20 protein-coding genes are annotated in these 20,283 nt (G+C 72.7%); 12 read left to right on the forward strand and 8 right to left on the reverse strand.

Features of this window, described 5'->3' with window-relative positions:
- Positions 1-153: 153 nt before the first annotated feature.
- Positions 154-1,350 (reverse strand): FAD-dependent monooxygenase, encoded by a 1,197-nt coding sequence (locus tag ACIRF8_RS25720; RefSeq protein WP_404218103.1) that lies wholly within the window; start codon positions 1,348-1,350, stop codon positions 154-156.
- Positions 1,351-1,547: 197 nt separating this feature from the next.
- Between ACIRF8_RS25720 and ACIRF8_RS25725 the strand changes: the two genes are divergently transcribed.
- A complete protein-coding gene (locus ACIRF8_RS25725; RefSeq protein WP_404218105.1) occupies positions 1,548-1,886 on the forward strand; it encodes a chaplin in 339 nt (112 codons plus the stop codon).
- 106 nt (positions 1,887-1,992) lie between these two features.
- Here the strand turns inward: ACIRF8_RS25725 and ACIRF8_RS25730 are convergent, their stop codons facing one another.
- The 6 genes from ACIRF8_RS25730 to ACIRF8_RS25755 form a co-directional block, all read right to left on the reverse strand.
- Positions 1,993-2,862, reverse strand: coding sequence for a tyrosinase family protein (locus ACIRF8_RS25730; protein WP_404218107.1), 870 nt, complete (start codon positions 2,860-2,862; stop codon positions 1,993-1,995).
- Positions 2,863-2,868: 6 nt separating this feature from the next.
- Positions 2,869-3,318, reverse strand: a complete 450-nt coding sequence (locus ACIRF8_RS25735) for a tyrosinase family oxidase copper chaperone (protein WP_404218109.1) — start codon at positions 3,316-3,318, stop codon at positions 2,869-2,871.
- Positions 3,297-3,857, reverse strand: coding sequence for a vitamin K epoxide reductase family protein (locus ACIRF8_RS25740; protein WP_404218212.1), 561 nt, complete (start codon positions 3,855-3,857; stop codon positions 3,297-3,299). The genes ACIRF8_RS25735 and ACIRF8_RS25740 overlap by 22 nt, the downstream gene beginning before the upstream one ends.
- 103 nt (positions 3,858-3,960) lie before the next feature.
- Positions 3,961-4,464, reverse strand: a complete 504-nt coding sequence (locus tag ACIRF8_RS25745; RefSeq protein WP_404218111.1) for a DUF5949 family protein — start codon at positions 4,462-4,464, stop codon at positions 3,961-3,963.
- Positions 4,465-4,635: 171 nt separating this feature from the next.
- Positions 4,636-4,926 (reverse strand): hypothetical protein, encoded by a 291-nt coding sequence (locus ACIRF8_RS25750; RefSeq protein ID WP_404218113.1) that lies wholly within the window; start codon positions 4,924-4,926, stop codon positions 4,636-4,638.
- 161 nt (positions 4,927-5,087) lie between these two features.
- Complete coding sequence (locus ACIRF8_RS25755; protein WP_404218115.1) at positions 5,088-5,327, reverse strand: chaplin; 240 nt, start codon at positions 5,325-5,327, stop codon at positions 5,088-5,090.
- Positions 5,328-5,704: 377 nt separating this feature from the next.
- Between ACIRF8_RS25755 and ACIRF8_RS25760 the strand changes: the two genes are divergently transcribed.
- The 9 genes from ACIRF8_RS25760 to ACIRF8_RS25800 are packed head-to-tail and all read left to right on the forward strand — an operon-like array spanning position 5,705 to position 16,101.
- Positions 5,705-6,769 carry a DUF3344 domain-containing protein gene (locus ACIRF8_RS25760; protein ID WP_404218117.1) on the forward strand — a complete coding sequence of 355 codons (1,065 nt, stop codon included), beginning with the start codon at positions 5,705-5,707 and terminating at the stop codon, positions 6,767-6,769.
- A 32-nt stretch (positions 6,770-6,801) separates the two neighbouring features.
- Complete coding sequence (locus ACIRF8_RS25765; protein ID WP_404218119.1) at positions 6,802-7,947, forward strand: glycosyltransferase family 4 protein; 1,146 nt, start codon at positions 6,802-6,804, stop codon at positions 7,945-7,947.
- A 26-nt stretch (positions 7,948-7,973) separates the two neighbouring features.
- Positions 7,974-9,374 carry a sugar transferase gene (locus tag ACIRF8_RS25770; protein ID WP_404218214.1) on the forward strand — a complete coding sequence of 467 codons (1,401 nt, stop codon included), beginning with the start codon at positions 7,974-7,976 and terminating at the stop codon, positions 9,372-9,374.
- A gap of 4 nt (positions 9,375-9,378) precedes the next feature.
- Positions 9,379-10,737 (forward strand): O-antigen ligase family protein, encoded by a 1,359-nt coding sequence (locus ACIRF8_RS25775; RefSeq protein ID WP_404218121.1) that lies wholly within the window; start codon positions 9,379-9,381, stop codon positions 10,735-10,737.
- The gene (gene murJ / locus ACIRF8_RS25780; RefSeq protein ID WP_404218123.1) at positions 10,734-12,410 is read left to right on the forward strand and encodes a murein biosynthesis integral membrane protein MurJ; all 1,677 of its coding nucleotides are present in this window, start codon (positions 10,734-10,736) and stop codon (positions 12,408-12,410) included. Before ACIRF8_RS25775 ends, murJ begins: the two co-directional genes overlap by 4 nt.
- Complete coding sequence (locus ACIRF8_RS25785) at positions 12,400-13,182, forward strand: polysaccharide deacetylase family protein (protein WP_404218125.1); 783 nt, start codon at positions 12,400-12,402, stop codon at positions 13,180-13,182. Before murJ ends, ACIRF8_RS25785 begins: the two co-directional genes overlap by 11 nt.
- Positions 13,179-14,318 carry a glycosyltransferase gene (locus tag ACIRF8_RS25790; RefSeq protein WP_404218216.1) on the forward strand — a complete coding sequence of 380 codons (1,140 nt, stop codon included), beginning with the start codon at positions 13,179-13,181 and terminating at the stop codon, positions 14,316-14,318. Before ACIRF8_RS25785 ends, ACIRF8_RS25790 begins: the two co-directional genes overlap by 4 nt.
- Complete coding sequence (locus ACIRF8_RS25795; protein ID WP_404218127.1) at positions 14,315-14,977, forward strand: lipopolysaccharide biosynthesis protein; 663 nt, start codon at positions 14,315-14,317, stop codon at positions 14,975-14,977. The genes ACIRF8_RS25790 and ACIRF8_RS25795 overlap by 4 nt, the downstream gene beginning before the upstream one ends.
- On the forward strand, positions 14,977-16,101 hold the full coding sequence (locus ACIRF8_RS25800) for a GNAT family N-acetyltransferase (protein ID WP_404218129.1): 1,125 nt from the start codon (positions 14,977-14,979) through the stop codon (positions 16,099-16,101). The genes ACIRF8_RS25795 and ACIRF8_RS25800 overlap by 1 nt, the downstream gene beginning before the upstream one ends.
- A gap of 37 nt (positions 16,102-16,138) precedes the next feature.
- Here ACIRF8_RS25800 and ACIRF8_RS25805 read toward each other — a convergent pair whose 3' ends face one another.
- Positions 16,139-17,461 carry a glycoside hydrolase family 26 protein gene (locus tag ACIRF8_RS25805; protein ID WP_404218131.1) on the reverse strand — a complete coding sequence of 441 codons (1,323 nt, stop codon included), beginning with the start codon at positions 17,459-17,461 and terminating at the stop codon, positions 16,139-16,141.
- Between the two features lie 132 nt (positions 17,462-17,593).
- On the opposite strand from ACIRF8_RS25805, the gene ACIRF8_RS25810 reads away from it, so the two are divergent.
- Both ACIRF8_RS25810 and ACIRF8_RS25815 read left to right on the forward strand, forming a co-directional pair.
- Positions 17,594-18,883, forward strand: coding sequence for an ATP-grasp domain-containing protein (locus ACIRF8_RS25810; RefSeq protein ID WP_404218133.1), 1,290 nt, complete (start codon positions 17,594-17,596; stop codon positions 18,881-18,883).
- On the forward strand, positions 18,883-20,157 hold the full coding sequence (locus tag ACIRF8_RS25815; protein WP_404218135.1) for an NAD(P)-binding domain-containing protein: 1,275 nt from the start codon (positions 18,883-18,885) through the stop codon (positions 20,155-20,157). The genes ACIRF8_RS25810 and ACIRF8_RS25815 overlap by 1 nt, the downstream gene beginning before the upstream one ends.
- Positions 20,158-20,283 lie beyond the last annotated feature (126 nt).

Consider the following 20,283-nt stretch of genomic DNA (forward strand, 5'->3'; position numbering starts at 1 on the left):
GTTCGTCCGCGGGATTGCCACAGGCGCACCATGGCGTCGTAGATCGGAGTGTCCGTCGGGCGATACGACGCGCTCGCCGGCTCTTTTCTCCTCGATTCCATGACGTGCTCAACGAAAGGCATCGGCCGGGGCAACGTCGGGCCGCGACAACCGTCAGTCGTTGTGCAGAACGCGTGCGATACGCGGGCCGATCCAGCGTTTCAGGGAGCGCAGGGCCTGGGTCCGTTCGATCGCCCGGTCGACCCGGTAGTAGAGCTGCGGCGGCACGTGCGGGAGCAGGGGCGAGTGGCGCTGGCCGAGCAGCGCGAACATCTGATGCGGTGCCAGACCGACGTAGCGCGGCAGGTTCTCGTACCAGCCCGCGCTGTGCCTCGCCGCGCTCTGGAGGGGCAGGAGTTCGCGTTTGCGTACGCGTTCGTACCGGCCGAGGGCGCTGTGGAGGGGGCCGGGGTCCTTGAGGGATCTGGCGAGGGCCATGGCGTCCTGCATCGCGAGGGTGGTGCCGGCGCCGATCGAGTAGTGGGTGGTGTGGGCGGCGTCGCCGATCAGGACGAGGTTGCCGCGCGACCAGACGCGGTTGGTGACGGTGTGGAAGGTCTGCCACTGCGCGGGGCCGTCGAGGTCGGTCCGGCCGATGAGGGGGTGGCCCTCCAGCGGTCGCTCCAGCAGTTTCTCCAGCAGCCGCAGCGCGTCGGCGCGTTCCATGACGTCGAGGCCGAGCCCCGACCAGGTGCGCGGCGAGCATTCGACGATGCAGGTGCTGTGTTCGCCGTCGAAGCCGTACGCGTAGCACCAGAGCCAGCCGTGCTCCGTCTCGACGAAGGCGAAGGTGAAGGAGCGGAAGACCTTCGTGGTGCCGAGCCAGATGAAGCGGTTGTGACCCGCCGTCAGCCGGGTGCCGAAGTGGTCCGCGTACCGGTCGCGCAGTGCGCTGCGGGCCCCGTCGCCGGCGACGACCAGGTCGGCGTCGAAGGGCGGGTCCTGGGGGGAGACCGCGTGGTCGAAGTGGACGCGGACGCCGAGGGAGACGGCCCGTTCGGTGAGGATGCCCAGCATCCGGTGGCGGCCGATCGCGAAGCCCTCGTCGCCGCGGTGGACCGTGAGCTGGTCGCGGACGTGTGCCACACCGTCGCGCCAGCGCGCCGACTGGTCCTCGATGTCGCGCCCGGAGGGTTCGTCGTGCGCCTTGAGGGTGTCGAGCATGTCGGGCCAGTAGGTGACGCCCCATCCGTAGGTCGCGCCCTCGGGGTTCCTCTCGTGGACGCTGACCTCGTGCCGGCGGTCCTGCAGTTTCAGGAGAATGGCCAGGTAGAGGGACGCGGGCCCTCCGCCCACACAAAGCACCTTCATCCGGTTCCTCCTCGCAGGTGTTGCCCGGAGAACGACGTGCTGTTCCGGTGGTTCCTGCGGGACCCGCCATTCGGCCCGGATTCTTCTCCTTTTCAGCATGTATCCCTGTTTCGGCCGTTACTGGCCGTGGGCCATGCCGTTGAACACGCCGACGGCTGCGACCACGCGGCCGCCGAGCCAAGCAGAAGGAGAACCTGATGTCGCGCATCGCGAAGGCAGCCGCTGTCGCTCTCGGCACGGGCGCCGTGGTGCTCAGTGGCGCCGGTCTGGCCTCGGCCGACGCGGGTGCCCAGGGTGCGGCCACGAACTCGCCGGGCGTCCTGTCGGGCAACCTGGTCCAGGTCCCCATCCACATCCCGCTCAACGTCTGCGGCAACACCGTGGACGTCATCGGCCTGCTGAACCCGGCGTTCGGCAACACCTGCGCCAACGGCGACCAGGACGACCACGAGGGTCACCACGGCCACCACGGCCACCACGGTCACCACGGCGACGACGGCGAGAACGGTGAGCACGGCGGCGGCTACGGCGGCTGACGCGCGCGGCTCACTCCCCACGATGGCCCTCGGCACGGCGGTGCGGGGGCCATCCGGCGTTCACCCCCGTGCACCCCGTGCACCCCGTTCGCCCCGTTCGCCCCGTTCACCCGTACCGGTACAGGGCATGGTGATCGAGCATGTCGCGCAGCGGTGTGTCCCAGGGCGGCATCGTGTCGTCCAGGGCGAGGACGCGATGGCGCTGGGCCTCGCGGGCCCCGGGCCGCTCGGTGGGGAGGTAGGGCGCGGCTTCCGGGTGGCGCTGCCGCCATCGTGACCAGCACAGGTCGACGAAGGCGTGGTGCAGCCAGAAGACGGGGTCGTTCACCGATCCGGCGCCCAGCATGTGCCCGCTCACCCAGCGGTGGACGCGGTTGTGGTTGAACCAGGTGCGGTCGCCGCGACGGGTGGGCCAGCCCTCCAGCTTGTTGCGGAACCCGGCGGGGGAGAGCGAGTTCCACGGATCCTTGTCGTACACGGTCTCCCGCATCGCCGCGGCCAGCTCCGCCTTGCCGGGCAGATCGACCGGGTCCTGCGGGCGGCCGAAGTCCCGCATCAGGAAATCGCCGTCCGTGACCGCTTCCTTGATGTCCCAGTGGCCGTGCGCATGGGCGAACGGGCCGGTGGTGACCCGGCGGTCGGAGCGTCGGCCGTTCCCGCCGAGGAAGTCCTCGCCCCACAGGGAGGCGGCCGGCGTACGGTCCACGGTCCAGTCCCAGTACGGGACCGTGACCCCCGGATCGACGCGTTGCAGCGCCCTTTCGAACTCCAGCAGGAACTTGCGGTGCCAGGGGAAGAACGACGGCGCCATGTGCGCCACGCGTAGTTTGCCGTCGCCGTCGCCCGTGTAGAAGTCGATGTGCGTCCGGACGAACTCGTCGTAGCGGCCCGAGCGTTTGACGGCGAGGACGGCGTCCACGAAACGCCTTTTGCCGGCCTTGCTGAGCGTGCTCTGGTTCTGGCGGGTGGGGACCACCGGACCTCACACCTTTCGGTCTCGGGCGGGCTCCGGCCGGTCGTCGTGGGTCCGCAGTCCCTGGTCGCCGAGTTCCGCGACGGCTCCTCGCGCCGCGGCCAGCGGGCCGGGGTAGGACTCGTAGTGGTCGACCATGCTCAGGTACGTACCGTCGGCCCGGCGCATCAGGTGCAGGGGGCGGCCGTCCACGGTGACCTGCCACGAACCGCCGCTTGGCGCATCCGGATCGGGCAGCCGTACTCCGGAGATCCGCCGACCCCGGTACGTCTCGTCGAACGAGGCGGGTGCCGCCTCCTGGACCGGTGCGGCGGGGGACCGGAGCCGCAGTACGGCCGCGGCGGCGGGGACGGCGCCCAGCAGGACCAGGGCGGCGCTTCGGCGGGTCGGGAACATGTCGGGTCGCACGGCCGTCTCCTCGTGTCCTGCGATGGGGGTCAGCTCGTCCAGAAGTCCCACCAGCGCGTCAGGATCAGCATGCCGACGGCGCCGATGTGCAGGACGGGCAGCACCCAGGGGAACTCGGCGGCGAAGGAACGCACCCCGCGCGGCACCGGCAGGTAGCCGTCACGGGCGTTGTACGAGGTCACGGTCCAGAACAGGACGATGGTCGCCACCCAGGCCAGGCAGCACCACAGGCACAGGGAGTTGATCCGGTACAGGGACTGGAACTGGAGCCAGGACACGAAGGCGACGCCGAACAGGCAGCCCGCGTTGCAGGTCAGCCAGTACCAGCGCGGGAACCGGGCACCGGCCAGCAGGCTCATCCCCACGCAGAGCACCGCGCCGTAGGCGACGAGGCCCAGCATGGGGTTGGGGAAGCCGAAGACGGCCGCCTGCTCGCTCTTCATGATGTTGCCGCAGGAGACCACCGGGTTCAGGCTGCATCCCGGCGTGAAGTCCGGGTCGGCCAGCAGCTTGAACTTGTCGAGCGTGATGACCCAGGACGCCAGCACTCCGGCGGCCCCGGTGAGGACGAGGACGAGCGCCAGGGGCAGTGCGCGGGCTGTGTCCCTGGCGGCCGGCGCGCTGCCGGCGCCCCGGTGGCCGGTCTGGGCCGGGACGGACCGGGAGATCCGCTGCTGGTCGGTGCTCACCCGGTCAGCCGCGGATGTGCCGGACGGGCAGGACGCAGTGGGCGGCGGCGGTCAGGGTCGCCTCGTCGCCGACGAAGCTCCGCAGCTCCTCCTCGGTGACGAGGCGGCCGGGCGTCGCCGTGGGCCAGGGACGCGTGGTGAACATGAAGTAGACGGTCCCCTCGGCCTCCGCGGCCTCCAGCCACTCGGGGGGCACCGGGCACTGCGCGTTGATCGGCGGGAGGGAGACGACGGCCTGACCCGCTTCGACGAGCAGCGAGACGGGGAAGCTGGGCTGCCGCACGCCGCTGTGCACGGTCGTGCCGACCGTCAGCCCGTGATTGGCGAGGAGGGCGCGGACGGCTGCCTCTCCCGCTTCGGGGCCCGCGGGGGAATCGCCCAGGGAGTAGGCGAGGAGGAAAGGTACGGCGCCTTCTTCTTCCGCCTGTTCACCGCTCCAGGCGATGACGGCCAGAGTTCCCAGATCGGCGGCCCGGAACGTGGTGTCAATGCTCGACGTAGAAGTCACCGGGCAACCCTAGCGACGGGAGAAGCGGATGTACCGCGATCTCACTCGATCGGTCGATCGGTGACCACACGTTCGGGTAGGTACTTCTCCGCTGAATGGAACGAAGAAATCGGCTCCGGGAACAGATGTTCCCGGAGCCGATTTCTTTGTGGAATTCGAACGGAAAAGCGGTCAGCGGCCGAGTGGAAGGCCGCCGAGCAGATTTCCGGAATTGTTGGTGCTGTCGGCCTTGGAGTCCATCCCGTGGACGGCGTCCGAGACCGCGCCGAGCAGACCGTGCTCGTTCTTCGGGTCGAGGAGGTTGGTGTCGACCGGGTTCACGTCGAGCGTCCGCTGGCTGGTGATCGTGTTCACCGCGCCGTTCAGGCTCGTGGGCGTGAGATCCGAGGCAAAGGCGGGGGCGGCGGCGCCGGTGATCGCCAGGGACCCGGCTACGACAGCGGCGGCCTTGCAAGCCTTCATGGTTCTTCCTTTCCTCGATGACTGTCCGTCATCGCCTGAGCTTCTGCTTGCTCAACGAGCACCGCCGCCGGCGGAAACGCCGGTGAGGCCTCGGAGGAGGTGGACGCGAAGCAGCCGCCCCCTGGAGAGGAGGCGGCTGCGGAAGAGCCGGTCTGGGCCGGTCAGTCGTTGGCGCAGGTGTTGCCGAAAGCCGGGTTCAGCAGACCGATGACGTCGACGGTGTTGCCGCAGACGTTGACCGGCACGTGCACGGGGACCTGCACGGCGTTGCCCGAGATGACGCCGGGCGAACCGGTGGCGGCACCCTGCGCGCCGCTGTCGGCGGCAGCGATGCCGGCGCTGCCGGCCATGGCGGCGGCAGCCACAGCGGAAAAGACGACTGCCTTGGCGGTACGCGACATGAACATGCTCCTTGGGGGTCGTTCTGTTCGGCCGGGGCAGGCGCCCGGCTTGTGGTGCAACGGTGAGGTGTTCCTCTGGGTTGCGGGTCCGAACGGGTGAATGACCGTCAAGGCGTTGAAGCGCGTCACCGGGAGTCGCCGGATAGTGGGCCATAATTTCACAACACCAACACACATCCTGTATCAAGTGATTCCGGCTTGCCAGTCGCTACTGTGAGCCGCTCCCCTTTTGGGGCGATATGCGCCGGGGAGAGTCGGCAGATAAGTGTGACTTTCTTATTTGTTCCTCTGCGTTGCGGAGAACACTGCGGTGATCCTGCTCATTCCTGAAGGGGAAGTCGGCCGTGCCAAATGTCAAAGGCTGTTTCCTGCGGCGCATGACCGTGGGCCTGCTGTCCCTGGCGGCGGTGGCCCTGCCCGGCCAGTCGACCGCCACCGCGCCGGCGCAGGCGGCCGAGAAGTCCCGTATCCCCTTCACCACGCGGTACGACTCCGTGCTCCACGGCGGGTTCGTGCGCGCGGCCAACGCGTCGATCACGTGCAGGGACGCCAAGTCGACGGCGAAGGTGGGCTGCTCCGGGGCGCGCGCGGGCGCGGCGGTGGGCAACGGCGCGTTCGACATGTTCTACACGGACGTCGACAGCGACCCCAACACCTACAACTCGACCCGGGCGGAGCTGCGCGTCCCGGCCGGCGCGCGGGTCGCCTACGCGCGCCTGTACTGGGGCGGCAACCTCAGGGTCGGGGAGCAGAAGCCGCCGCGCGACAACGGCCGCGTCCTCGTGGCGGAGCCGGGCGGCCAGTACAAGGAGCTGTTGGCCGACAGCGAGATCGGGCACCGGGTGGCCAACGGCGCCGACGCGTACCAGGCGTCGGCGGACGTCACCGATCTGGTGCGGTCCGGCGGGTCCGGCCTCTACACCGTGGCCCAGGTGAACATCGCGATGGGGCGCACGGCCGCCGGTGCCTGGGGCGGCTGGACGCTCGTGGCCGCGTACGAGAAGGAGTCCGAGCCGCTGCGGCACCTGTTCCTGCGGGACGGGTTCGACACCTTCACCCGGCAGGACCCGAGCCGGGGCTTCCACCAGCGGACCGCGCCGGCCCGGGGCACCGGCGGGTATGTCGGCCTGGTCGCCTACAACGGTGACCGCGGCCGGGGCGGCGACTCGCTGACGATCTCGTCCGGCCGCCGCGCGCCGGTGCTCCTCGCCGACCGGGCCAACCCGGCGCGGGACGTCCTCAACTCGACCATCAGCGAACCCGGCGCGCGACCGTCCAAGCGCGACCCCGCGTACGACAACACGCTCGGCTACGACTCCGACGTGTTCCCGCTGGGCCGGGCCGTCGGCCGGGGCGCCAGAGACCTCGGCCTGCGGCTGGTGTCCGCCAAGGACGCGGCCTGGATCGGCGTGCTCTTCGGCGCCGTCGACGTCCGGGCCTAGCCGTTCTCCGCTCCCCAGCCAAGGAAAGGGCGATGTCTGTGACGTCTGCACCCTTGCCGCCGCACGTTCTCCACGTGACGCAACCGGTCGACGGCGGTGTCGCGCGCGTGGTCGCCGACCTCGTACGCGGGCAACTCGCCGCGGGGATGAGGGTCTCGGTGGCCTGCCCCGCGGCCGGGAACCTGCCCCGCCTCCTGGACTCGGGATGCGAGGTCCTGGAGTGGCAGGCGTCGCGGTCCCCGGGGAAGGGGCTGATCCGGGAGGGGCGCCGGTTGGCCGACGTGGTGGCGCGGACCCGGCCCGACCTCGTCCACGCCCACAGCGCCAAGGCGGGCCTGATCACCCGGCTCGTCGTGCGGGGCCGTGTGCCGACCGTGTTCCAGCCGCACGCCTGGTCCTTCGAGGCGGTCCAGGGGGCCGCCGCGCGCATGGCCCTGCACTGGGAGCGGTTCGGCGCCCGCTGGACGTCGCGCCTCGTCTGCGTCAGCCGCGCCGAGCAGGAGACGGGACGCGGTCACGGCATCGACGCGCCCTGGCGGCTCGTCCCCAACGGGGTGGACCTGGAGCGCTTCCACCCCGCCCGGTCCTCCGAAACGGTGCCGCACGCGCGCGGTGAGGGGCCGCTCGTGGTCTGCGTGGGCCGGCTGTGCCGCCAGAAGGGGCAGGACGTCCTCGTCCGGGCGTGGCAGGACGTCCTGCGCGAACTGCCGGGCGCCCGGCTGGTCCTGGTCGGCGACGGGCCCGACGCGGCGCGGCTGCGGGCGGCGGCGCCGCGCTCCGTCTCGTTCGCCGGGGCGGTCGACGATCCCGTCCCCTGGTACCGGGCGGCGGACCTGGTCGTCATGCCCTCGCGGTGGGAGGGCATAGCGCTCGCCCCGCTCGAAGCCATGGCCTGCGGGAGCCCGGTGCTCGTCACCGACGTGGCCGGGGCCCGCGAGAGCCTGCCTTCTTCTCTGGCCCGTACCTGCGTGGTCCCGCCGGAGGACGCGACGGCCCTGGCCCGGGCGCTCGTCAGCCTGCTGCGCGCCCCCGAGGGTCTGCGCGCCCTCGGCCGGGACGCCTACCGCCATGTGCACGCCCACCACGACGTACGGCGCACCGCCGAGGCGGTCGCGGAGGTGTACGGCGAACTTCTGGGTCTGGAGACCACCGCACACAGAGAGCCGATCACGACGTGACCCAGGAACAAACCGTTGCCCCCGCCATGGTCGTCTCCCAGCGGACCGCCCACGGCTCCCGGCTCACCCTGAGCGGTGGTCCCGCCTGGGGCCACTCCACCCGCACCCTCCTGCTCGCCGCGGACAGTACGGCGGCGCTGCTCGCCACCGCCGCGCTCCCGTCCGTCCAGCGCCAACCGCTGCTGGTGACCGGGTTCGTGCTGCTCGTCCTCGCCCTGCACCGGTCCGCGGGCCTGTACCGGCCGGTCGAGGGGCGGCACGTCCTCGACGACTGCCCGGCCCTCGCGGGGCGCGTCGTGCTCGCGTGGTGCGTGCTGACCGCCGCCGCGGCGAGCCTGCCCCTCCTCCAACCCCTCTCCCCGCGCGCGGTGCTCACCGGCTGCGCCGCCCACGGGGCACTCGCCGTCACGGCCCGCGCGTTCGTCCTGTGGCGGCGCCGCGTGGCCCTGGTCCGCAGGCCCTGCGCGACCCTCCTCGTGGGGCCCGAGCCGACGGCCGCGCGGGTCGCCGCCGCCCTCCAGCGCCACCGGCCCAGCGGCATCCGCCTGGTCGGCATCGTCGGCGCCGACGCGGCGGGTTCCCGCACCGAGAGCGAGGAGCCGACGCTCCCGGTGCTGACGAGCGTGGACGACGTACGGCGGGCCGTGATCCAGAACGGGGTGCGGCGCGCGATCGTCCTGGGCAACTCAAGCGCCCCGGAGCACCGGCCCTGGCTGCACAGCCTCGCGGAGCTGCGGTGCGAGTTCTGGGAGCTGGACCCCGACCCGTCGGCGTACGTCCCCGCGCGGCACGCGGCGGACAGTCACCTGGCCGGGTTCCGCTGCCGCCCCCTGAGCGCGGCGGCCGACCGGCTGCACCCGGGCAAGCGCGCCCTCGACCTGGCCGTCTCCGCCACCCTGCTGGTGCTGATCAGCCCGGTGCTGCTGGTGTGCGCGCTCTGGCTGCGGCTCAGCGAGGGGCCCGGTGTGGTGTTCCGGCAGGAGCGCGTGGGCAGGGGCGGGCGGCCCTTCACCCTGCTGAAGTTCCGTACCCACCGCCCGGCGGACCCGATCGAGTCGGCGACGCGCTGGAGCGTCGCCAACGAGCACCACATGCCCTGGTTCTGCCGGTTCCTGCGCCGCACATCGCTGGATGAACTGCTCCAGCTCTGGAACGTCTTCCGCGGCGACATGAGCCTGGTCGGCCCCCGCCCGGAGCGCCCGTACTTCGTCATGAAGTTCAGCGAGACCTACCCCGGCTACAGCGAGCGGCACCGGATGCCGACCGGCATCACCGGCCTCGCCCAGATCAACGGGCTGCGCGGCGACACCTCCATCGAGGACCGCTGCCGGTTCGACAACGCGTACATCGACAGTTGGTCGCTCTGGCGGGACCTGACGATCCTGCTGCGCACGGCGACGGAGTTCTTCCGTCCGACGGGAAGTTGACGAAGTGACAGCCGTCCCCGCGTTCACCGAGGTGCGCGCCGGCCCCGCGGCGCCGTGGTGGCGGGCCGTGCGCCGGGCGGGCCCGGTGCTCCCCGTCCTGCTGCTGATCGGCATGCTGGCCCTGCCGCTCGGGCCGGGCGCCGGTGACGAGGGCAGCGCGCTGACACCGGCCGACGCGGTCTCCGGACTCGCCGTGGTCTTCTGCGCCGTGCGTGCCGTGCGCGGCGGACACCGCCCGCTGACCCGCACCGCCTACGTCGTCCTCGGCCTGCCCGTGCTCGCCGTCGCGGTGGCCGCCCTCGGCGCGGACTCGTCGTCGAACGCCCTCCTCGGCCTCGTGCGGTACTACCAGATCTTCGTGCTGGTCCCCGCCACCGTGCTGTTGCTCGTACGCGACCGGAAGGACTTCCGGCTCGTCGGCTGGGCGCTGATCGCGCTGGCCCTGTGGCAGGGGTCGATCGGCGTGTACCAGTACCTGACCGGTACGGGTGCCTCGTACGCGGGGGAGGACATCCGGGCCGTCGGCACGTTCGGCGCGACGGATGTGATGGGCATGTCCACCGTGGTCGCGTACGGGCTGATCTGCGCCGTGGCGCTCGCCCTCGGCAGCGGCTCCCCGCGCCCGCGGCTCACGGCGCTGGCCTGTGCGCTGGGGCTCCTCGTGCCGCTGGCGCTCTCGTTCAGTCGCGGCGCGTGGATCGCCACGGCCGTCGCCTGCGTCCTCCAGATCGTCCTCGCCGGGGCGCGGCGCGCGGCCAAGCTGCTCGCCGTCGGGGCCGCAGCGGCGGTCGTGCTCGTCGGCGGGTTCGGCGTGGGCACGTCCATGCTCCAGGAGCGGCTGAGCAGCATCACGCAGGTCACGGCCACCCCCGACCAGTCGGTGACCGACCGCTACACCATGTGGGCGGCGGCGATCGACATGTGGGAGGAGCACCCCGCGACCGGGGTCGGCCTGAAGAACTTCCCCGCCTACCGCGACAGCCACGCCTCGATCGCGCTCTCCGCGGGCAGCGACGTCGCGGGCGCGGGGGCCGCCTTCCACCGGCAGCCGCTGCTGTCACCGCACAACATGTACCTCCTGGTCCTCAGCGAGCAGGGGCTGCTGTGCCTGTGCGCCATCGCGGGCAGTTGGGCCGCGCTGCTCGTGTGCGGCATGCGGCGGCTCGCGGCGGCCCACCGGAGGGCGCGCGGCCTGGATTGCGCGCTCCTCGCCTGCGGGCTGCTCACCTGGCAACTGATCGACTTCGCGTACGCCGACATCGGCGGGCCGTCCACGGTGCTCACCGCCGTGGTGTTCGGGCTGGCCGCCTGGTGGGCGCTGGCCCCGGCCGCCCTCGGCGAGGAGGCGGCGGCGCGGCGATGAAACCCACCCTCCCGGTCGACGAAGAAGAGACCTTGCGCTCTCCCGCGATGCCGTCGCAGCAGACAGCCGAACCACCCGCCGTCGAGAGGGCCCAGGACCCCCAGGGCGCCTCGAACACCTTCCTGGCCCGCGCCGCGCTGCTCACGGCCGTGCTCTCGGCCGCCGGTTCGCTGCTCGGCCTCGGCCGGGACCAGGCGCTGGCCCACCTCTTCGGGGCGGGCAGCGAGACGGACGCCTTCCTGGTGGCGTGGACCGTGCCCGAGGTGGCCACGACGCTGCTGATCGAGGACGGCCTCGCGTTCATGCTCGTCCCCGCCTTCAGCGCGGCGATCGCCGCGCGCGGCACCCTGCCCGCGGCGGGCCAGGACCCGGTGCGCGCGCTGGTGGCCGGATCGCTGCCCCGCCTCAGCCTGGCGTTCCTGGCCTCCGCCGTGCTCCTGGTGATCGGGGCGCCCCACGTGGTCGCCCTGCTCGCCCCGGGCCTGCCCGATCCGCGACTCGCGGTCGACTGCACCCGGCTGACCGCCACCTGCCTGCTGACCTTCGGGCTCACCGGGTATTGCAGCGCGGCGCTGCGGGCCCACAGCAGTTATCTCGCCCCGGCCGCGATCTACGTCGCGTACAACACCGGCATCATCGCCACGCTGCTGCTGCTCGCCGACCGCTGGGGGGTGCGCGCCGCCGCCGTGGGTGTGGCGGTGGGCGGTGCTCTCATGGTGCTCGTCCAGGCGCCGGTCCTCCGCCGTCATCTGCGCGGCGCGGCGTCCGGGGGAGCCACGGACAGGTCCGCGGACGCGAAGGCCGCGAAGCGGCCGGCCATGGACCTGGCGCTGATCGCGACCGTCCTGCTCTTCGCGCTGTGCCGGCAGTCGCAGGTCTTCATCGAGCGCTTCCTCGCCTCCTCCCTGCCGTCCGGCGCCATCTCGCACCTCAACTACGCGCAGAAGGTGGCGCAGTTGCCGATGGTGCTCTCCCTGATGCTGTGCACCGTCACCTTCCCCGTCGTCGCCAAGGCGCTGGCCCGCGGCGACACCGAGCGGGCCCGCGACCGGGTGGAACGCGACATCGCGCTGGCCGCCTGCATCGTCCTGTTCGGCGCGGCCGTGGTGTTCGCCTGCGCTCCCGAGATCATCGAACTGCTCTTCCAGCGCGGCGCCTTCACCGGTGAGGACACCGCCGCGACCGCGGACATCATGCGCGTCTACTCGCTGGGCCTGCTGGGGCACTGCCTGGTCGGCGCGCTGGTCCGTTCCTACTTCTCCGCCGGGCGGCCCACCTGGTACCCGGTCCTGTCGATGGCCGCGGGCATGACGCTCACGGCCGGGGCGGGCATCTGGGCGGTCGCGTTATGGGGCGTCGGGGGCATCGCCGCCGCCAACGCCCTGGGCATCACGTTCACGGCCGCTCTGCTGCTCACGGCGATGGACCGGCGCAGCATCCCCGTACGGCTGCCCCTCGTCTCGCTCGAACTCGGCAAGACACTGCTCGCGGCCGTGGCCGCCGCGGGCGCGGGCCTGGCGTGCGCGGCCCTGTTCGAGCACCCCCTGGCGGCTCTGACCGTCGGCTCCCTGGCCATCGGAGCCGTCTTCCTCCTTCTCCTGTGGGCCCTCCACGTCCAGGCGTTCCTGCCGGCCGTCCGCATCGCGACCAGAAAGCTTCGCCATGTCCGCTGAAACAGCGCTCCAGGAACCACCCGCCTCCAGAACCAGAGACCTGCTGCCCGGCCGCTCCCCGTGGGTGGCGATGTACCACTCCGTGGACGACTGCCGGGACGACCCCTACAACCTGACAGTCACCCCCGACCGGCTGCGCCAGCAACTGCGCTGGCTGCGGGCGCGCGGCCTGCGCGGCGTCAGCGTCGCCGAACTCCTCGACGCCCGCTCCCGGGGCACCGACCGCGGCCTCGTCGCCCTCACCTTCGACGACGGCTACCGCGACTTCGTCGAGAACGCCCTGCCGCTGCTCCGGCAGTTCGGCTGCTCCGCCACCGTCTTCGTCCTGCCGGGCAGGCTCGGCGGCGAGAACGGCTGGGACGCCGAGGGCCCGCGCAAACCGCTGCTGAGCGCCCGGGGCATCAAGGCGGTCGCCGACTCCGGCATGGAGATCGGCTCGCACGGCCTGATGCACGTCGACCTCACCCGTGTCGACGAGGAACAGCTCCGGGCCGAGATCCGCCACAGCAAGGTGCGCACCGAGGAGATCACCGGTCGCGAGGTGCACGGCTTCTGCTACCCGTACGGGCTCATCGACGCCCGCACGGTCGACGCCGTCCGCCAGGCCGGCTACCGCTACGGCTGCGCCATCGCGCCCGGCCCCCTCACGAGCGTCCACGCCCTGCCCCGCATCTACATCGGCCAGCGCGACACCCCCTGGCGGCTCGAACTCAAGCGCCGTATCCACCGGGTACGCCGACGCGGATGGCAGACCGGGGAGGGCACCCGGTGAAGGTCCTGCACGTCATCACGGGCCTGGGCGCGGGCGGCGCGGAACAGCAACTGCGGATGCTGCTGCGCCACTTGCCGCCGGGACACGACGTCGTGACCCTGACCGAGCCGGGCCAGGTCGCCGAGGGGCTGGTCCGCGACGGCGTACGCGTCGCCCACCTCGGCATGGCGGGCAACCGCGACGCACGCGCGCTGCCCCGCCTGGTGCGGCTCGTCCGCGGCGGGCGCTACGACGTGGTCCACACGCACCTCTACCGCGCCTGCCTGTACGGGCGCACGGCGGCACGCCTCGCCGGGGTGCGGGCCGTCGTCGCGACGGAGCACTCACTCGGCGACGCGCAGATCGAGGGGCGCCCGCTGACCCGCGGCGTCCGCGCCCTGTACCTGGCGGGGGAGCGGCTGGGACGGGCGACCATCGCGGTGTCCCCCGCGGTCGCCGAGCGGCTGCACGGCTGGGGCGTGGCCCCGCACCGCGTGCACGTCGTCCCCAACGGCGTCGACGTCGACCGCTTCGCCTTCGACGCGGCGGCCCGGGCCAGGACCCGGGCCGCTCTCGGGCTGCGCGCCGACGCCTTCGTCGTCGGCGGGGTGGGGCGCCTGGTGCCGGGCAAGCGGTTCGACGTCCTCGTCGCCGCCCTGCGCCACCTCCCCGACGACGTACGGCTGCTGCTCGTCGGCACCGGGCCGCAGGAACAGGCGCTGCGGCAGACGGCGGACCGCGCGCGGGTCCTCGACCGCGTCGTCTTCGCCGGGGAGCGCCCGCACACCGCCGCCGCCCCGCACGACATCGACCTGCCCGCCCTGCTGTCGGCCATGGACGTGCTCGCCTCGCCGTCGATGGACGAGGCGTTCGGGCTCGCCGTGGTGGAGGCGCTGGCCGCGGGCCTGCCCGTGCTCCACGTGACCTGCCCGGCCGTCGACGACCTGCCCGCGGACGTGACCGCCCGCGCCGTCCGTGTCCCGTGCTCCCCCGCCTCGTTCGCCCGGGGGATCCAGGACGTCCGGGACCGGCCGACGGGCGACAGGGCCCCGTCACCGGCCGCCCACCACTACAGCATCGCCCGTAGCGCCGCGCGCCACACCGAGGTGTACGCCGCCGCCATGGGCGCACCGACCCCAGGAGTGAGTACGCGATGACCGAAGCCACCCAGGAGAGGACCGCCTCCCGCCCGTCGGCCGCCCGCATCGGCACCCGCACGAGGAAGGTGCCGCGCTGGTGGCCCCTGCCCGCGGGTCTCCTGCTCGGAGCGCTCGCCGGTGGCGTGTACGGCGCCACGAGCACGCCGCAGTACACGGCGACCAGTTACGTGATCGCCGTACCGACCCATCAGTCCGACCTCTCGTCCGCGGTGGGCTTCGCCCAGGCCTACAGCAGGGTCGCGACACAGGTCGCGGTGTTGAGCGACGCCCAGGTCGCGGCGGGCGTGCCGGTGGGCACCCTGCGCTCCGGCGTCCGCGCGGAGACCTCGCCCGACGCGCCCATGGTGGCGATCTCCGCGACGTCGGAGCGGCCCGCCACCGCGATGGCGATGGCCAACGCCGTGGCCCGCGCCCTGACGGCCAATGCCAGCCATGTGAAGAAGGACACCCACGTCGAGTTGTTGCGCTTCACGCGCGCGGTGAAGCCGACCGAGCCCTCCTCGCCGTCGGCCGGCCTGACGACGCTCGTCGGCGCCTGCGCCGGGGGACTGCTCGGCGGCCTCGCGCTGCTGCTGCGCCCCAGGCACCGGGACGCGCCCGGGACCGCCACCGTGCCGGCGCCCGCCGTCGCCGCGGGACAGCGGGGCGGCGCCTGATGGCAGGAGGCGAAGCCGCCCCGGTCGTCACGGTCTGCACGGACACGGCCGAGTTCGGGACCCTGCGCGAGGAGTGGAACCGCCTGCACCGCGCGTGCGCGACCGCGACCCCCTTCCAGAGCCACGCCTGGCTCCACTCGTGGTGGCTCTCCTACGGCCGGGCGGGCCGGCTGCGCGTCGTCCTCGTACGCCGCGCGGGCCGCCTGGTGGCCGCGGCGCCGCTCATGCTGCGGCCGCTGCCCTTCCCCACGCTGACACCGCTCGGCACGGCCATCTCCGACTTCAGCGACGTCCTCGTCGAGGACGGCCCGGCCGACGCGGTCTCCGGTACGGTCACCGCGCTCGGTTCCGGGTTGTGGCGGCTGGCCGGGACCGCGGTCATCGACTTCCGCGAGGTGCGGCCCGGCAGCACGGTGGAGGCCCTGCACGCCCGCTGGCCGGGGCCGCGCCACCGGCTCGACGACTCCCCGTGCCTGGAACTGCCCGCGCTCCCGATGGACGGCCTGGTGCAGCGGCTGCCGCGGCCCAGGGCGCAGCGGGCCCGCGCCAAGCTGCGCAAGCTGGACGCCATGGGGATCGAACGCCGGATCGTGCCCGCGTCCGAGGTCGGCGGCTCGCTGCGACGCCTCCTGGAACTGCACCGACTCCAGTGGCAGGAACGCAAGGTGACCACGGAGCACGTCAGGCCGCGGTTCGCCGAGCATCTGACCAGGTCGGTGACGCAGATGGCACAGACGGGCGATGCCGTCGTCACGGAGTTCACCCTGGAGGGCTCGGTGGTCGCCGCCGACCTGACCTTCCTCTCGCCCCGGCTGGCGGGCGGCTACCTCTACGGCGCCCACCCGCGGCTGCGCGAACGCAAGATCGACGTCGCGACCATGCTGCTGCGGTCGTGCGCCGAGCACCTCCAGGACGGGCCCCGCGACGGGGTGCTGAGCCTGCTGCGCGGCACCGAGCCCTACAAGCTGCACTGGCGGCCCGAGCAACTGGTCAACCAGCGCCTCCTCCTGGCCCGCCGCGGCACGGCCCCGCTGCTCGGCGCGGTCCTGGCCGACGTCCGCGCCCGTACCTGGGCCAAGCGGGCCCGGCGCGCCTGGAAGGAGCGCGGTGGCGACCCGGCATAGAGCCGGGGCCGCCACCACGTCCCGCGGCCCGACCCGTTCAGGAAGGCCGCTCCCAGGCGTGGAACCGCAGGCACAGCCTGCCGCCGAGCACCCGCTCGGCCCAGTCGCCCAGACGCACGGGGGAGCACTTCGGCGGCCCGGCCGGTTCGACCGGCCGCGCGGGTACGGGCAGGGGCAGGGCCGGTCGGTCGCGGCCGCTCAGCACGGTCCGGTAGACCTGCGCGGCCCGCGGGTTCTGACGGCACTGCCACACCCCGTGCGGGCAGTAGTCCGTGAGGGTGTTGTAGACCGCCTTGTGCTCGTCCATCCAGGCGAGCATGCGCCGCATGTACTCCGGGTTGTCGCCGTTGCGGAACAGCCCCCACTCCGGGTACGAGATCGGCTTCTTGTGCTCCGCCGCGAAGTCGACGTGGCGCTGGAGCCCGTACGGCTCGGACACCTGCTCGTCGAAGGACTTGCCCGACGGCTGGTCGTAGGCGTCCATGCCGAGGATGTCGACCACGTCGTCACCGGGGTAGCAGTCGGTCCACGGCACGGCGTCCAGACCCCGGGTGGGCGCGAAGTCGAAGCGGAACTTCTGCCCGGGCACGGCCCGCATCGTGGTGACGATCCGCTTCCAGTACGCCTTCCACGCCGTCGGGTCGGGCCCGCAGCGGTGCGTGTACGTGATGCCGTTCATCTCCCAGCCGAGCACCACGACGGTGTCCGGCACCCGCAGGGCCACCAGACGCTCGGCAAGGACGCGGAAGTGCCGGTCGAAGTCGCCCGCCGCGCCCTGCCGCAGCAGAGTGCGCACCGCGGCGTCGGGGATGTGCGCCTCGTTGCGCTCCAGCATGGGCACGTTCAGTACGAAGAGCCGGTCATCGCGGTCACGACGCCACTTGGCCCAACTGTCGAGAAACGTCGGGGAGCCCTCGATGTTGCTCCACCTGTCACCGGGAAGATAGGTGTGCCCCACGCGCAGATCGGCGCCGTCGAGCCAGTCCGACAGCTTCGTCATCCGTGCCACCCCGAGCGGCCCGTAGTCCAGGTAGGCCCCGAACGCCGGGAGCGTGGCCGCTTCCGCGGAAGCGGTCGGGACCGGGACCGGACTCGGGTCCGCACTCGGGACCGCGCTCGGGTCCGCACTCGGGACCGGGCTCGGTGGCGCCGTGACGGGCGGGGTGGCGGCCGGTGTCTGTGGCGCGTCGACGGGTGGCGGAGCGGGAACGTTCGCGGCGGCCGGGATCCGTTCGGCGCGCGGGGTCGCGTCCGCCCGTTCGATGGACACGGTTCCCGCCGCGGTCACCGCCGCGAGCACGGCTCCGACCGCGACAAGCGGGAGGCGTCCGTACCGCGTCCACCGGCGTTTTCTCACCATGTCTGCTCCTCGTCCCGCGTCTCGCACTATTTCTGACACTCAGTCATATGAACGCTGACGGCGCCAATCGTGGGACCGCCGATGGCCGCCCTCCCTCACCCTCACGGGTTAGTCCCAGGAAAGGATCGACACATGCTCGACCCTTGTGTCCCGGTCGTGCTGCTACGGATCGACCCCAACCCCTTCCACCACGGGACACTGGGGGCCGTCCGATCCCTGGGACGCTGCGGTGTGGAGGTCCACGTGGCCGCCGAGGCGGCCGGCAGCCCCGTGACCCGCTCCCGGTACGTCACCCGCACGCACCCCGCGCCACGCCCGGGAGCGTCGCCGGACGAGGTCCTCACCGTCCTGCGCCGGACGGCCGCCCGGGTCGCCCGGCCGGCGGTCCTCCTCCCGATGGACGACGCGGGAGCCATCGCCGTGAGCCGACTGCGTCCGACGCTCTCCGAGATGTTCCTCCTCCCCGAACAGCCCGAACACCTCGCCGAGTACGTCGCCGACAAGGCCCGTCTGCCCGAACTCTGCCGGGCCGTCGGCATCGACCACCCCCGCACGCTGCTGCCCCGCGACGAGCACGAGGCGTACACCGCGGCCGAGGACCTGGGCCTGCCCCTGGTGGCGAAATGGACCCACCCCTGGCTGCTCGCCCCGGGCTCGGGGCTGCGCAGCACGAGCCTGATCCACACCCCGCAGGACGCACGCGACCTCTACCTGAAGGGCGCCGCCACCGGCAGCGAACTGCTGCTCCAGCAGTACCTGCCCGCGGGCCCGGGCTGCGACTGGTTCTTCCACGGCTACGTCGACCGGCACGGCGAGCTGCACGGCGGCGGGGCCGGCAGCAAGGAAGCCGCCTGGCCGCGCGGCGCCGGACTGACCTCCGTCGGCCGCTGGGCCGCCGCCCCCCACCTGCGGGCCACGGTCGAACACCTCGTCGAGGCGCTGGAGTACCGGGGCATCTTCGACATCGACTTCAGGGTGGACGCCGCGACCGGCAGGTACCACCTGCTGGACTTCAATCCGCGGCCCGGAGCACAGTTCAGGCTCTTCGCGGACGGCAACGGCCTGGACGTCGTACGAGCCCAGTACCTCGACCTGACGCGCCAGCCGCTGCCCGCCGGGCGAGCCCTGCCGGGGCGCGCCTTCATCGTCGAGAACTACGCGCCGCTGCCCGCCCTCAGAGCCCTGCTGGCCTCCGCCCTGCTCGACCGCCGCGACTCCACCGACCCGGAACTCGCCTGGCACGCCCGGGACGACATCCGGCCCGGGCGCGCCATGGCCGCCGGGTGGTCCCGGCACGCGGCGCGCCGACTGCTGAGCCGGGCGCGGCCCCCGCGGGCCGACACGTCCGGCGCGGCGTCGGGCGGCCCGACCGAACCCGTAACCGCCGTCCCGACGACGGCCGACCGAAAGGCGAGTTGCTGATGCACGACTTGTTGGTGGTGGGGGCCGGCCCGTACGGCCTGTCCATCGCCGCCCACGCCCAGGCGCGCGGACTCGACACCCGGGTCTTCGGACGCCCGATGGAGTCCTGGCGCCACCACATGCCGCGCGGCATGTTCCTGAAGTCGGAACCCTGGGCCTCGAACCTCTCCGCGCCGGGCTCCAGGTACCGCCTCGACCAGTACTGCGCCGGCATCGGCGTGACCGCCCGGCACGGCGTCCCGCTCCCCGTGGAGACGTTCGCGTCCTACGGCCTGTGGTTCGCGCGCCAGGCGGTCTCCGCACTGGACGAGCGGCTGATCGAGCACATCGACGCGGGCCCCGACGGATTCGTCCTGCGCACGGAGGACGGGCAGGTCCTCCGCAGCCGCGCGGTGGCCCTGGCCAACGGGTTGCTGCCCTACATGCACATCCCCGAGGCGCTGCGCGAACTGCCGGGCGCGTACGTGTCGCACAGCAGCGGACACAGCGATCTCGACCGGTTCCGCTCGTCGGACGTCACGGTGGTCGGGGCCGGGCAGGCGGCGCTGGAGATCGCCGCCCTCCTCGCCGAACAGGGGACGCGTGTACGCATCGTCGCGCGCGCCGCCCGGCTCCACTGGAACACGCTGCCGCCGCCCTGGGTGCGCTCCTGGCACCAGAGCCTGCGCGCGCCCCACAGCGGTCTGGGCTGCGGCTGGCGCAACTGGTTCTACTCCGAGCGGCCGGGGGCGTTCAGGAAGCTGCCGGAGCGCACGCGCGCGGCCATCGCCGAGACCGCGCTCGGCCCGGCGGGCGCGTGGTGGATCCGGGACCGGGTGCGGACGGACGCCATCGACATCCGGATGGGCCGGACCGTCGTGGAGGCACGGCCCACGGCCGGCAGGGTCCATGTGCGCACGGCAGGCACCACGCAGGGCATCGAGGAGTTCGAGACCGACCACATCATCGCCGCCACGGGCTTCCAGGCGACCTGCGCGCGGATGACCCTGCTGGCGCCCGGGGTGCGGCACCGGTTGGCCCAGCGGCCCGACGAGACCCCGCGCGTGGGGCGCGGCTTCCAGTCCGCCCACCCGGGCCTGTTCCTCGCGGGCCTGGTGACGACGCCCGACTACGGCCCGGCGATGCGCTTCGTCCACGGCGCCTCCTACACCGCACCCGCCCTGGTCGACGGGGTCCAGCGGTACCTGACCCGGCAGCACCGGCGCGGCAGCGCCGTCGTACCCCTGGGGCGGCAGCACACGCCCGACCCGGTGGCGGTCACGTCCGAGGGCTGAGCCGCCCCTCGATGGGGTGAGAAGGCTGGCAAACGAGTGAACGCGGGCCCCACGGCCCGCGTTTCGATGGTGCACTGTCGCCTGTCATGAGAATGGCCGTGCTGCCTCCCTCCCAGCCGGCGGCTT

It is taken from the genome of Streptomyces sp. NPDC102406, from assembly GCF_044765725.1.
GTDB lineage: Bacteria > Actinomycetota > Actinomycetes > Streptomycetales > Streptomycetaceae > Streptomyces.